The sequence below is a fragment of the Roseovarius sp. AK1035 genome, assembly GCF_003288315.1.
Classification (GTDB): domain Bacteria; phylum Pseudomonadota; class Alphaproteobacteria; order Rhodobacterales; family Rhodobacteraceae; genus Roseovarius; species Roseovarius mucosus_A.
In genome coordinates this window covers 3,611,694-3,625,514 of record NZ_CP030099.1, presented here as the reverse complement: position 1 = coordinate 3,625,514, position 13,821 = coordinate 3,611,694, and the positions used below count along the sequence as shown (strand labels likewise).

At 62.3% G+C, this 13,821-nt stretch carries 11 protein-coding genes; 3 read left to right on the top strand and 8 right to left on the bottom strand.

Going from position 1 to position 13,821, the window contains the following annotated elements:
* Window positions 1–43: 43 nt before the first annotated feature.
* A complete protein-coding gene (locus RAK1035_RS17275) occupies window positions 44–580 on the bottom strand; it encodes a phosphoribosylglycinamide synthetase (protein WP_254683685.1) in 537 nt (178 codons plus the stop codon).
* Window positions 581–748: 168 nt separating this feature from the next.
* Window positions 749–3,226: a penicillin acylase family protein gene (locus RAK1035_RS17270; protein ID WP_008282362.1), complete on the bottom strand. Its 2,478-nt coding sequence runs from the start codon at window positions 3,224–3,226 to the stop codon at window positions 749–751.
* A 98-nt stretch (window positions 3,227–3,324) separates the two neighbouring features.
* On the opposite strand from RAK1035_RS17270, the gene RAK1035_RS17265 reads away from it, so the two are divergent.
* Window positions 3,325–4,197: an NAD(P)-dependent oxidoreductase gene (locus RAK1035_RS17265; protein WP_008282361.1), complete on the top strand. Its 873-nt coding sequence runs from the start codon at window positions 3,325–3,327 to the stop codon at window positions 4,195–4,197.
* Window positions 4,198–4,209: 12 nt separating this feature from the next.
* Here RAK1035_RS17265 and RAK1035_RS17260 read toward each other — a convergent pair whose 3' ends face one another.
* From RAK1035_RS17260 to RAK1035_RS17235, 6 genes are all read right to left on the bottom strand, one after another.
* Window positions 4,210–4,596 (bottom strand): hypothetical protein, encoded by a 387-nt coding sequence (locus tag RAK1035_RS17260; RefSeq protein WP_008282360.1) that lies wholly within the window; start codon window positions 4,594–4,596, stop codon window positions 4,210–4,212.
* 12 nt (window positions 4,597–4,608) lie between these two features.
* Window positions 4,609–5,826 carry an MFS transporter gene (locus tag RAK1035_RS17255; protein WP_008282359.1) on the bottom strand — a complete coding sequence of 406 codons (1,218 nt, stop codon included), beginning with the start codon at window positions 5,824–5,826 and terminating at the stop codon, window positions 4,609–4,611.
* Between the two features lie 43 nt (window positions 5,827–5,869).
* Entirely contained in the window at window positions 5,870–7,135 is a 1,266-nt protein-coding gene (locus tag RAK1035_RS17250; protein WP_008282358.1) for a cobyrinate a,c-diamide synthase, read from the bottom strand.
* Window positions 7,123–7,998, bottom strand: coding sequence for a uroporphyrinogen-III C-methyltransferase (cobA, locus tag RAK1035_RS17245; protein ID WP_008282357.1), 876 nt, complete (start codon window positions 7,996–7,998; stop codon window positions 7,123–7,125). The genes RAK1035_RS17250 and cobA overlap by 13 nt, the downstream gene beginning before the upstream one ends.
* 113 nt (window positions 7,999–8,111) lie before the next feature.
* Entirely contained in the window at window positions 8,112–9,245 is a 1,134-nt protein-coding gene (locus RAK1035_RS17240) for an ABC transporter substrate-binding protein (protein WP_008282356.1), read from the bottom strand.
* A gap of 121 nt (window positions 9,246–9,366) precedes the next feature.
* Window positions 9,367–10,014, bottom strand: a complete 648-nt coding sequence (locus RAK1035_RS17235) for a TetR/AcrR family transcriptional regulator (protein ID WP_008282355.1) — start codon at window positions 10,012–10,014, stop codon at window positions 9,367–9,369.
* A gap of 211 nt (window positions 10,015–10,225) precedes the next feature.
* Here RAK1035_RS17235 and RAK1035_RS17230 point away from each other — a divergent pair, with 211 nt between their 5' ends.
* Together RAK1035_RS17230 and RAK1035_RS17225 are read left to right on the top strand one after the other, a co-directional pair.
* A complete protein-coding gene (locus RAK1035_RS17230) occupies window positions 10,226–11,749 on the top strand; it encodes a trimethylamine methyltransferase family protein (RefSeq protein WP_008282354.1) in 1,524 nt (507 codons plus the stop codon).
* 25 nt (window positions 11,750–11,774) lie between these two features.
* Window positions 11,775–13,820, top strand: coding sequence for an NADH:flavin oxidoreductase (locus RAK1035_RS17225; protein ID WP_008282353.1), 2,046 nt, complete (start codon window positions 11,775–11,777; stop codon window positions 13,818–13,820).
* Window position 13,821: the final 1 nt, after the last annotated feature.

Sequence of the window (13,821 nt, the reverse complement as noted above, 5' to 3'; positions counted from 1 at the left end):
AGGCGCGCCGGGAGGGAGGAGCGCGCGGTGGAAAGGCAAATGGTTACTGCGTCATCGTCGCGACTTTCTCGGCCACGGCGGTGCGCAACTGCTCGAGGGTCATCGCGTATTCCAAGCCACCGTTTTCGGCAACGCTGAGTGTGCCAGCCTGAAAGCCGATACGCTCCGCCGGAATTTCGGCATCCGCATGCACATCGACGTAGATGTAGTGTTCTGCGCTTTCATCGCCTGCGTGCGAGACGACTTCGCCGATCACCTTGTCATCCACAGAGCTGAGCGTGGCCCCTGTTTCGGCCTCGGCCAGAATGTTTTCGACAAGAGTGTCGCTGGCCTTGCGCTGATCCTTGGCGGCCAGATCAAGGTCTGTGGGCGCGTGCAATTCGCCATTGTCGGCGACAGTGGCTGCGGACCAATTGCCCGATGCTGCGCTTTCTACCGTGCCTTGGCTTTCTTCATAGATGGCGTCGACGCCGCTGTTGTCTTGGGCCTGCCGTTCGGTGCCGCCTTCGTCTGCGGCATGGGCGGCGAGGGCTGCGACGCTTGTGAGGGCCGTTGCGAGAGCCAGTTTGCGGAACATCATATCGTCCTCCGTTTCTGCAGGGTCCATCCTGCGGTTTGCATCAACGCGCCAAATGCGCGCTTGAGAGATCAACGCAGGAGGTGTGCTGTGGTTCCGAACGGATGGAAAAAATATCTGGGTGAAGGCTGCGCAGGCGGCGAGCCCTGCGCAGTTGTGCTCATGTCGCGATTATTGATCTGTGGGGAGCAGGGTGGTGATACCCACTGAGGCCGCGCGCGCCAGATCAGGATCGAGCGACATCGGGATATACTCGCCGCGCCGCCAGAGTTGCGACAGGTTGTCGTAATAGCGGCTGAGGAAATGCCCTGATTGGCCGGTGGCGATGATAAAGACGCTGCTATCGGGATCGGCAAAGTCATAGACCCCGCGATACCCTGCCCCATGCACGTTGTGGAACGGGTCCGGCCCGTTGCCGCCACGCGTGCGCCCGCGCAGGAGCGTATTGTCGCCGCCCGAGGTGGATTGGCGGATGTTGACGAAATGGCGCAGGAGCGGCACGTCTCCCAGCACTTGATGGTCATGGGTCGCCTGATGCGCGTCGCCCCAGCGCAGGCTTTCGAGGGATTGGCCATAGCGCTCGGAAATCCAGATCAGCGCATCGTCGAGCGCCATGCGGGCGGTATCCGTGCAGGTCTCAATCGCCGCTGATTGCTTGACATCGCACCAGTCGGCGGCGCCATCGACATTGCGGAATACCCGTTCAATGAAGATCGGATCAGGGTGGTCAAACTCTCGCGAGAGGGGGCCCAAGTCATCGCGAATGAGCCGGTCCATCAGCGCCCGCATCCACGCGGCGTAAAGCAGCGGCTCGGGCAGATGTTCGTTCATTTCGCCGTTCCAGTCGGCAAGCATGGTGAGCGCGCGTTGGCGCAGGCGTTCGGGCGTGCCTTCGGGGGCGGATTCGCCGGTAAACCACAGATCGGCACCAATCAGGGGCAAAAGCGAGCGGGCGGTAAAGCTGACGGTGTCGAGTTGTGCCTCGATAAAGCTTTCTCGGGTATGCACCTCTCGCCCCTGCATGAGCCTGCGCCAGCGATGGACCCGCTGGGTATCACCCCAGAGGTGGCTCACATGCATGGGAAAGGGGCGATCAACGACCTTGTTGTTGGTATTGCCAAGGATGCCGCCAGAGGGGGCCACGAATTCGGGATTGGCGGCAAAGGGCAGCGTGCCCTGCCAGCGGTTTTCCGGCAGCCAGCCGCGCGCGGGCATCCGCCCCTCGCTCTCATGGCGGGCGTCACGGCGAGGCATTGCCCCGATGGTACGCATGGCGATCGTGCTTTGGTCCACCAAGGTAAGGTTCTGGGAGGGCGCAATATAAAGACGGCTGAGGTCAATCGCGTCCTGCACCGATTGCGCGCGCATCAGGCCGATGGCCGAGGACATGGTTGTATCCTCTGGGCTGAGCGCGGTCCAATTCAGCGCGGCCACATGGCCTGCGGGTGTCACTTCGGCCAGATTGTAATGGCTGCCGGGCAGGACGGGGCCGTTCTCTGTCCAGCGCAGGGTCAGTGTGACGGGATCGGCATCCTTGATCTCGACGATAGACCGCGTGGTGCGAAACGGTTTCCATCCGTCGGGCGTGCGGTATTGATTGGGATCATCGGGGTTCAGCTCTTCGATATAAAGGTCCTGATCGTCGAGATAGGACGAGGTGACCGCCCAACCCAACCGCGCGCTGCGCCCGGTCAGGATGGCCGGTATGCCGGGAATGGTGCCACCGATCACGCCACCGGATGTCAGGTTCAGGCGGGCGAGATACCAGATATTCGGTGCGGAAAAGCCCAGATGCGGGTCATTGGCCAGAAGCGTGCCGCCCGAGGCCGAGCGCGAGGGCGCAGCGGCAAAGGCATTCGAGGCCCCGGCAAAGGCGCGGCGTTTGAAGGGCGAGAGCGGATCACCTCTTTCAGGGCTCGTTTGCGCGATGCGCGACCAGTTGGCACCGGGAAAGAGGGCGGCATATTCCGGCAAGGCCGCGATGCCGCTGCCCGGTGCCAGTGGCATGATATCGGCCAAGCGATTAGGGTTTTCCAGCGCAAGCGCCGCTCGGGCAAAGAGCACTTCGTTTTCCAGATGCGAAGACAGCTGCACGGCCATCAGCTTGATCAGCGCAATGGAATCAGCCGGTTGCCAAGGCGCAATCGGGGCGTTGAAGATGAATTGTTCGGGTGCGCCGCGCCCCAGAGCCTCGCGGTTGATTTCGTTCAGGCGGGCGTTGACGCCATCGGAATAGGCCTTGAGCGCGGCCAGGGTTTCGGCGTCCTGCACGGTGACAGATTGGCGCGCGAGCGTGTAGAGGTCAAAGCGGCGCATGGTGCTGTCGATCTTGACGGTGCGGGTGCCGAACACCTCTGAGAGCCGCCCTTGCACGGTGCGGCGCATCGTCATCATCTGCCACAGCCGATCCTGTGCATGGGCATAGCCCAATCCAAAGAAGCTGTCGGCATCCGTCTGGCCCAGAATATGGGGCACATTCGCATTGTCGCGCACGATTTCGACCGGGGCGGTGATGCCCGGCACGCTCAGCGTCTTGTCATAGTCGGGCAGAGAGCGCGACAGCAGGAAATAGGCCCCCAACAGCGCCAGAACGGCCAAGAGGATCGCGCCGCCTGCCAGCCGCAATAACCATTTCACCAGCCCTGACATGCCCCGGCACCGCCCTATTTTCCGCTTGCATCACCTGCCGGGGATAGTCAGAAAACCCCGGCAAGACAATGGCACACAGTATGGGAGAGGACAGGACAATGGCAAAACTGGCGTTTCTGGGGCTCGGGGTTATGGGCTATCCGATGGCGGGGCATCTGGCAGCAGCCGGGCACGAGGTCTGTGTCTATAACCGCACGGCGGCCAAGGCCGAAGCCTGGGCAAAAGAGCATGGTGGGCGTCATGCCGCCACCCCGCGCGAGGCCGCCGAAGGGGCCGATTTCGTGATGGCCTGCGTGGGCAATGACGATGATCTGCGGTCGGTCTGTCTTGGGGCCGATGGGGCCTTTGCCGGTATGGCGGCAGGCGCGATTTTTGTGGATCACACCACGGTGTCGTCCAAGGTTACAGCCGAGCTTTATGCCGAGGCCAAGGCAGCGGGGCTGAATTTCGTTGATGCGCCCGTGTCGGGTGGACAGGCGGGGGCCGAAAAAGGCCAGCTTTCGATCATGTGTGGCGGCGATGAGGCGGCCTATGCGGCGGCTGAGCCGGTGATGCAGGTCTATGCCAAGCTTTGCCGTCGGATTGGCGAGAGCGGGGCCGGGCAGATGACCAAGATGTGCAATCAGATCGCGATTGCCGGTCTGGTTCAGGGTCTGGCCGAGGCGCTGCACTTTGCGGAAAAGGCAGGGCTGGATGGGCGCGCGGTGGTCGAGGTCATCTCTCAGGGGGCGGCGGGATCTTGGCAGATGTCGAACCGGTATGAGACCATGATTGACGACAAATGGAACCACGGCTTTGCCGTCGACTGGATGCGCAAGGATTTGGGTATTTGCCTGAGCACCGCTGATGAGACCGGCGCCAGCCTGCCGGTGACGGCGCTGGTGGATCAGTTCTACAAAGATGTGCAGAAGATGGGCGGCGGTCGCTGGGATACGTCGAGCCTGTTTGCGCGGCTGCGCAAGCTTGGGTGACATAGCGCGGTGTCAGGCGATTTTGCGGTCGCCTGACAGCCATTTGCGGCTGTCGATGACATCAAGGATCAGCGAAAAGACATCGACCGCCAGCAGGATCACCAGATAGTTGTGGTAGGTTGGGGTAATGTCTTGGGTCAAAAGCCACAGGATCAGGCCCAGCATCGGTGTCCAGATGAGGATATGCGGCAGTGCCATAACCTTGGAAAAGCCGCGCTCGATCAGCATCAGCACGCCATTGCAGAGCATCGCGCCGACCGCCATCGTCGCCAGCCACGCGCCTGCGGGATGCGAGATAAAAAAGAGCGAAGCGGCGTTGACCGGCACAAGGATGAGCGCGACCCAGAGTTGCACCCAGAGGGGCAGGCGGCGGTAGCTCTGCCAGATTTGCCTTATCATGTGCGCCCCTGCTCAGGCCTCTTTTGGGCGCAGGGTCAGCCATATGAGCGCACCGCCTGCCAGCATCAGGAAGGGGGCCATGGCGAGGTTGACCGCAGTCCAGCCCGCCTCAGGCGTGCCGCCGGAGCAGTTCATCAGGCCACCGGAGGACAGGGAGGCAAAGGTCACACCGCCAAAGACGATAAGATCGTTGAGCCCCTGCATGCGGCCACGTTCCTGAGGCTCATGGGCCCCTGCAAGCATGGTGGTGGCCCCGATAAAGCCGAAATTCCAGCCGATGCCCAAGAGGATGAGGGCGACGAAGAAGTTTTCCAGATGCACGCCGTTCAAGGCCACCGCGCCTGCGCCTGCAAGGATGACAAGGCCAATGGCCACGATTTTTTCCACACCAAAGCGGGCGATCAGATGGCCGGTGAAGAACGAGGGGATATACATCGCCAGCACATGCGCCGTGACCACATCCGCCGCATTGCCCGCGTCAAAGCCGCAGCCGACCACGGCGAGCGGCGTTGAGGTCATCACCAGATTCATCAGGGCGTAGGATACGGTGGCACAGATCACCGCCACGGCGATGCGCGGCGTTTTCAGAAGTTCCATCCGCGTGCGGCCATGCGGGGCGTCGACAGCGGGTTGGGGCGGTTTGGGGATATCGAGCAAGAGAAACAGGAACGCGCCTGCGATATTGAGAGCGATGACCGCGAGATAGGTGCCGAGAAACGGAATCACCATGGCCTGAGAGGTGGCCTTGACCAGTTGCGGCCCGATTACGGCGCTGAGCAGGCCCCCTGCCATGACGTAGGAAATAGCCTTGGCGCGGAAGGCGTCGCTGGCGGTATCGGCTGCGGCAAAGCGGTAAAAGCCTTGGGCTGACATATAGGTGCCGGTGATGAGGCTGCCCAAAAGGAAGATCGGGAAGGAGGCGGTATAAAGCCCATAGGCGCCGATGGCCCCGCCAAGCGCGCCTGCGCCTGCGCCGATGAAAAACCCGGTGCGGCGGCCATAGCGCTGCATCAGATGCGAAATCGGTGTGGCCGAGAGCATTGAGCCGAGCACGATCAAGGAAATCGGCAAGGTCGCGAAGCAGATGTTGGAGGCGAGCGATTGCCCGGCCAGCCCACCCACGACAAAGATCATCGGCATTTGCGCGCCCAAAATGGCTTGGGCTGCGACGAGAACGGCCACATTGCGTTTGGCGCGGCTGTCGTCGGGATGAAGGGCGATATCGGTCATGGCCGAAGTGCTAGACCCGTCGCGGGCAGGCTGCAAGCGTAATTCAGGCGCGGTCGATGAGATGCGCGAAAGAGCCGCTCACCCGGCCCGAGTGGAGGCCCATCGGGGGCAGCTCTGTGCCTTCGGCGTCTGTTGCGGTGAACAGCGTTGGGCCATCCGCGCGCAGGGTGGTGGCATAGTGGAATTCATGCGCGGCCCATGTGCCTGGAAATGGGCCGGTGTGCGCCGCAAGATGGCGGTAGCCGAGATGGAGACGGCGGGTGGCAAAGCTCGTGTCTAGCGGCAACAAGCCAGCCATGGTGTGCCGGGTGCCGCTGGCATCGGTCAGGCTGTCGCCTAGAACCATGTATCCACCGCATTCTCCATATATATCTGAGGTTTGCGCGGCGTTCTTGAGGCTTTGCATGAAAATCTGATTGGCGGCGATCTGACCTGCGTGCAGTTCCGGGTAGCCGCCGGGAAGAAAGATGAACTCTGCTTGTGGCACGGGTTCGTTGGCCAGTGGGGAAAAGGGACGGATTTCGGCACCTGCTGCCTGCCAATCGGCCAGCATATGCGGATAGGCAAAGCCAAAGGCGGGGTCTTGGGCCACGGCGATCACCTGAGCCGGAGGGGTGAGGCGTGGGGCCGCTTGGGCGTCGGGCAAAGGGGCGGCGAGTGCGAGCAGCGTTTCGCGGTCGAGTGTCATGGCGAGCGCGTCGGCGGCGGTGTCGAGGAACTGGTGCAAATCAGGGCGCTCGCTGGCCTGGACCAGACCCAGATGGCGCGAGGGTTGCGCCAGCGCCGGGTTGCGGCGGAGGGCGGCCAATACGGGCAGGCCAAGGGGGGCGAGGGCGCGGCGCAGCATCGCTTCGTGCCGGTCAGAGCCAACATTGTTGAGCATCACGCCTGACACGCGCACGCGGGCGTCAAAGCCTGCAAAGCCTGCTACAAGCGGCGCGATAGAGCCTGCCATGCGGCCTGCATCGACCACCAGCACCACGGGCAGGCTGAGATGCCGCGCGAGATCGGCCACAGCGCCGCGCCCATCGGGCGGTGCGCCATCGAAGAGGCCCATGGCCCCCTCGATGATCAGCAGACCTTGGCCCGCCGCGAGGCTGCGCAGGCGGTCGGGCGTCATGGCCCAAGCGTCGAGATTGGGGCAAGGCGCCCCGCAGGCGGCCTCGTGAAAGCGGGGGTCGATGTAATCGGGGCCGGATTTCGCACCGCGCACGGGCAGCCCCTCGCGAGACAAGAAGCGCAGAAGGGCGAGGGTGAGCGTGGTTTTCCCCGCGCCCGACGAGGGTGCAGCGAGGATCAGCCCCCGCATGCGGTCTCGGCGGGCAGGCCGCGCCCGAGCGGATCAAGATCACGCGGGGCGGCACCGGCCAGCATCCCCTGCCAGTCAAGCACTTGGCGCATGAGCACGGAGCGTCCGATGCAGAGGATCGCAGGCGGCTCGAACCCGCTTGTCTCGATATCGGCGGCAAGCTGTCCAAGGGTGGTTTCCAGCACGCGCTGATCTGGGGTGGTGGCGGAGGAGACGACGGCGCAGGGCTCATCCAAGGGGCGGCCTGCATCCAGAAGCGCCGCGCTGATCTGGCCTGCGTGCTTCATACCCATGTAGATCACGATGACCTGACTGCCCTGCGCAATCGCCTGCCAATTCAGCGAGGAAGGGGTGTGCCCGGACTGGTCGTGGCCTGTTACGAAGGTCACGGATTGGTTCACATCGCGGTGTGTCACGGGAATGCCCGCATAGGCCAACCCGCCGATACCGGCGCTGATGCCCGGAATGATGCGGATGGGCACGCCGTGCTGCACCAGCGTCTGCGCCTCTTCGCCGCCGCGCCCAAAGACAAAGGGGTCGCCCCCCTTGAGGCGCAGCACGCGCAGGCCTTCGCGGGCGAGATCAACGAGTTGCAGGGAAATATCGCGCTGCTTGGCCGAAGGTTTGCCGCCGCGTTTGCCCGCATAGATATGGCGGGCCTGCGGTGCCCAGTCGAGGATGCAGTCCTGCACCAGCGCGTCATAGATCACCACATCGGCCTGTTGCAGGGCATTGAGTGCGTGCAGTGTCAGAAGGCCGGGATCGCCGGGGCCCGCGCCACAGAGCCAAACCCAGCCGGGTTCCATCCGGGGCCAGTCGGTGCCGGGCAGCGAGGGGAGAGTGGGGTGGTGCGAGTCGGTCATATCTTTCTATGCCGCGAGTTTGATGTGGGGGAAAGGTGGCAAACGACCATGCACCGGGGTCAGAGCGACATGCAGAGGGTGGCCGGGCCATGGGCGGCCCGGCCAAAGGCGTGTTACATCTTGCACTCTGCGGCGTAGGCGTCGACGTGATCCTCTAGCGCCACGCCAATGATCTTGTTGGTGTAGACGTCGCCCTCTTTGATCACCTCGCGAACATAGATGTCCTGGATCGGGTGATGGTTGTTGCCAAAGGCGAAATCGCCGCGCGTGCTGGCGAAATCGGCCGCTTTGAGGGCGGCGCGGAAGGCGTCAGCATCCGAGGGTTGCGCTGTGTCCAATGCGGAAATCAGGAGATTGGCAGTGTCAAAGCCTTGGCTTGCGTAGAGCGAGGGCAGGCGGCCATATTTTTCCTGAAAGCTGGCGACAAAAGCGGCGTTGGTTGCGTTGTCGATGTCCTTGGACCATTGCGATGTGTTGACCACGCCAAGGGCCGCGTCGCCCACGGCCTGAAGGATGCCTTGGTCAAAGCTGAAGGCGGGGCCGACCACGGGCAGGCCGACACCGCTGTCGGCATATTGCTTGAGGAAGGAGATGCCCATGCCGCCGGGCAGGAAGAAGAACACAGAGTCAGCGCCGCTCGCGCGGATTTGGGCGATTTCGGCGGCGTAATCGGTCTGGCCGAGTTGGGTGTAGATTTCACCCGCCAATTCGCCCTTGTAGAACCGTTTGTAGCCGGTCAGCGCGTCCTGACCTGCCGGGTAGTTGGGCGCGAGGATGAAGCTGTTTTTATAGCCTGCGTCATTGGCATAGGCCCCCGCGGCCTCGTGCAGGTTGTCGTTCTGCCAGGCGACGTTGAAATAGTTGGGCAGGCAACCTTGCCCCGCCAGCGCCGAGGGGCCCGCATTGGGCGAGAGGTAGAATTTGCCTTGGGCCACGGCACCGGGCACCACCGCCATGGCGAGGTTGGACCAGATGATGCCAGTCATCACATCGACCTTGTCGGATTGGATCATCTTGTCCGAGAGTTGCACGGCGATGTCGGGTTTTTGCTGATCGTCCTCGATGATCACCTCGATATCGCTGCGTCCCGATTGCTCTAGCGCCAGCATGAAGCCATCGCGCACGTCAATGCCGAGCCCTGCGCCGCCGCCTGATAGCGTGGTGATCATGCCGACCTTGATATCAGCCTGCGCGGTGGCGGCGGCAAGGCTGAGCGCGCCTGCGATGGCCAGTGTCTTGAATGTCATATGTCATCTCTCCCTGATGTCGGGCGGTTTGGTCCGTCCCGGATTGCCCTTGGTCCCCCAGAAGGCGGTGCTTAATCCTTTCCACAGCTTTGGCAAAAGGTCCAGATGGCAGCGGATTGGATCAGGCTGAGGTATGGCGGGCCATGAAGCGGGCGGTTTCGGCGGGGGCCGGGGCGTGGCCCGAGAAATTCTCGACATAGGCGGGCATGCGGGCGATGCGGATATCGCGGGGTTCGGCCACCATCATCGAAATATAGCCGATCTGGGTGTAATAGACGGTATGGGCGCGGGTGTCGGCGTGATCGGGGGCGTAGCCGAATCGCGCGAACATGGCACGGATGGCGGTGATGCGGGTTTCATCGGTGCGTTGCAGCTTGGCCTTGACCACCGGATCCCCAAGCGCCCAGTTGCGGATCGCGAAATCAAGGCGGGAATCAAACAGCTCGCGGGTAAGCCAGCAGTCGAAGAGATTGTAGAGCGCCTCGTTGATCGAGTCTGCATAGGCTTCGGTGCGGGCGACAAGATTGCCGGTGTTCTGCGCCTCCCAGCGGTCGAGAAGGGCGGAAAGCAGCGCCTCTCGATCCTTGAAGTGCCAATAAAAACTGGTGCGTGACAGGCCAAGCATGTGCGCCAGAGGCATCACCTTGACCGCATCCACCCCGGCGGTGACGAGCACCTCATAGGCGGCACCCAGCCACAGATCCTCGGACCCGCGGGTGGCGGGATCGGGGGCGGGTTTGGCGCGGTGGTTGGTTTGGGTGCGGTTCATTGCCCAAGACTAGACGCTTTTTCGGGGGCTGGCAAATATCTTGACAGGTTAGTTGATTTTCTCGACAGTAGTGTCGATAAAGTTTTGATGCCACCGCCGGCGTAGTTCCGGCCAGCCCAGGATCAGGCACATGCCGCACGCGATACCTACTGAAATTTCCTGTGATACGCCTGTTCCACTTGCGCGTCGGGCGCGCGGCGGGCGCGCCGCCATGCAGGTGCGCCGGGGCACCGGGGCGGGGGCCGGGGTGAACCCGCTGCATGTTCCCTATATCACGCGGGGTATTCCCACCCATGACATCGCGTCAGAGGAATCGTTAGAGGCGATTATCGCCACCGCAGATCGAATTCTGGCCGAAATCGGGATCGAATTTCGCGAAGACCCAGAGACAGTGCGATTGTTTCAGCAGGCCGGGGGCAAGGCGCGCGAGGTGGGGCCAGAGGCGTGGAATGTCACGTTTGAGCCGGGGTTGATCCGGGGTCTTTTGGCCACTGCTCCGGCGGAATTCACACAGCATGCGCGCAATCCGGCCAAATCGGTGCGGATCGGCGGCAAGTCGATGGTGTTTGCACCCGCCTATGGGTCGCCCTTCGTGATGGATCTGGACAAGGGGCGGCGCTATGGCACGATTGAGGATTTCCAGAACCTGATCAAGCTGGCGCAATCCTCGCCCTGGCTGCATCATTCGGGCGGCACGATCTGTGAGCCGACGGATATTCCGGTGAACAAGCGGCATCTGGATATGGTTTACGCGCACATGCGCTATTCGGACCGGGCCTTTCTGGGCTCGATCACCGCGCCGGAGCGGGCTGAGGATAGTATCGAGATGTGCCGCATCCTGTTTGGGGCGGAGTATGTCGACAGCCATTGCGTGATCATGGGCAATTTCAATTCGACCTCGCCCTTGGTCTGGGATGGGGTGAGCACGCGGGGTATTCGCGCCTATGCGGCTGCCGGTCAGGGCTCCATCCATCTGCCGTTTCTGTTGGGGGGCGCTGTATCGCCGCTGACCATGCCGGGGGCGATTGCGCAATGTCTGGCCGAAAGCATGGTGGGATGTGCGCTGACGCAATTGGTGCGGCCCGGGGCACCGGCAATTCTGGGCAGTTTCCTGTCGTCGATGTCGCTGCGCACCGGATCACCCACGTTCGGCACGCCCGAGCCTGCGTTGGGATCGCTGGTGATGGGGCAGATCGCGCGGCGGCTGAAAATGCCGTTGCGTTGTGCGGGCAATTTCAGCACCTCAAAATTGCCGGACGGGCAGGCGATGACGCAGGCCATGATGTCGATGATGTCGGCAGTGAATGGCGGGGCCAATTTCATCCTGCATTCGGCAGGGTTCCTCGATGGGTTGCTGTCGATGTCCTATGAAAAGCTGATGTTGGATATGGATATGTGCGGCGCGCTGCATGCGTGGCTTAAGGGGTTGGAGGTCAACGAGGATACGCTGGCCTTCGAGGCCTTGGCCGAGAAGGGGCCGGGAGAGCACATGTTTGGCTGTGCCCATACCCTGCGCCATTACGAGACCGCCTATTGGGATAGCGGGCTGGACGACAACACCACCTATGAGACATGGTCGGAGGCGGGGGGCGTCGATGCGATGACGCGCGCCAATGGCGCATGGAAAGCGGTGTTGGCGACGTATGAGGCGCCACCGCTTGACGCGGGCATTGATGGGGCGCTCTGCGATTTCATCGCGCAGCGCAAATCCGAGATGGCCGACGCCTGGTATTGAAACGAATTGACGAAAGGCAACGCCCATGTCGCGTGACCCGCTGCTGCAACCCTATCAACTCAAGCATCTGACGCTGAAGAACCGGATCATGACCACGAGCCATGAACCGGCCTATCCCGAAGAGGGCATGCCCAAGGCGCGCTATACCGCCTATCACGCCGAGCGTGCAAAGGCGGGCGTGGCGCTGGCGATGACCGCAGGGTCGGCGGCTGTGTCCAAGGACAGCCCGCCGGTATTCAACAATGTCCTCGCCTATAAGGACGAGGTGGTGCCCTATATCCGGCAGTTGACCGATGCCTGTCACGAGCATGGCTGTGCGGTCATGATCCAGCTTACGCATCTGGGGCGGCGCACGGGCTGGTCCAAAGGGGATTGGTTGCCGTCTGTGTCCTCGACCAAGCATCGCGAACCCGCGCACCGGGCCTTTCCCAAGCTGGCGGAGGATTGGGATATTGCGCGCATCATTACGGATTTCGTCGATGCCACGGAGCGGATGAAAGAGGGGGGCATGGATGGGATCGAGTTGCAGGTGTATGGCCATCTTCTTGATCAGTTCTGGTCGCCGCTGACCAATGATCTGGACGGGCCCTATGGTGGGCAGAGCCTTGAGACCCGGATGAAGCTGCTTTTGGATGTGCTGGCGGCCATTCGCAAGCGGGTGGGCACTGAGTTCATCGTAGGTCTACGCTATACGGCGGATGAGGCCGAGGCGGGGGGGATCACGCCCGAGGAGGGGTTGGAGATTTCCAAGCGGCTGGCGGCGACTGGCATGGTCGATTTCCTTAATGTGATCCGGGGGCGTATTCATACCGATCCGGCGATGACCGATGTGATTCCGGTGCAGGGGATGCGATCTGCGCCGCATTTGGATTTCGCGGGGGCGGTCAGGGCGGCGACAGGCATGCCCACGTTCCACGCCGCCAAGATCCCCGATGTGGCAACTGCGCGGCACGCGATCCAAGCGGGGCTTTTGGATATGGTTGGCATGACGCGGGCGCATATGGCGGACCCGCATATCGTGCGCAAAATCATCGAGGGGCGCGAAGCGGATATTCGGCCCTGTGTCGGCGCGACCTTCTGTCTGGACCGGATTTATGCCGCAGGTGAGGCGCTGTGCATTCACAACGCCGCCACGGGCCGTGAATTGACCATGCCGCATGAGATTAGCCCGGCTGAGACACGCAAAAAGGTTGTGATTGTCGGCGCGGGGCCTGCGGGGCTGGAGGCGGCGCGCGTGGCTGCAGAGCGCGGCCATGATGTGACCGTGTTCGAGGCGCAGCCCGATCCGGGGGGGCAAATCCGGCTGACCGCGCTTAATCCTCGTCGGCGCGAGATGATCAGCATCATCGACTGGCGTATGGCGCAATGCGCGGCGCGCGATGTGGTCTTTCACTTCAACACAGTCGCCGAGGCCGAGGATGTGACCGCCCTTAACCCCGATGTGGTGATTGTGGCGACAGGGGGCCTGCCCAATCGCGAGCTTTTTGAAAGTGGCAAAGAGCAAGAGTTGGTTGTCACGGCTTGGGATTTGATTTCGGGCGATGTGAAGCCGGGGCAGACTGTCCTTATCTATGACGAGAGTGGCGATCATCCGGGGTTGATGGCGGCAGAGGTTGCGGCCAATGCCGGGGCGAGCGTTGAGGTGATGACACCGGACCGGGTCTTTGCGCCCGATATCATGGCGATGAATCTGGTGCCGTACATGCACAGCCTGCAGGACAAGGATGTAGCCTTTACCGTGACGCGGCGGCTTTTGGATGTGACGCGGGACGGCAACCGGCTGAAGGCAAAGATCGGCACGGATTATAGTAAGTTCACCTCTGAGAAGACCTATGATCAGGTGGTGGTGAATTATGGTACGCTGCCGCTGGATGATCTTTACTTCGAACTGAAGCCCCTGTCGCGCAATCTGGGTGAGGTGGATCAGGATGCGCTGATTGCCGGAGATGCGCAGGCGGTTGACAGCAATCCCGAGGGCGCGTTCCAGTTGTTTCGGATTGGCGATGCGGTGTCGTCGCGCAATACCCATGCAGCGATTTATGATGCGCTGCGGCTGATGAAGGATATCTGAC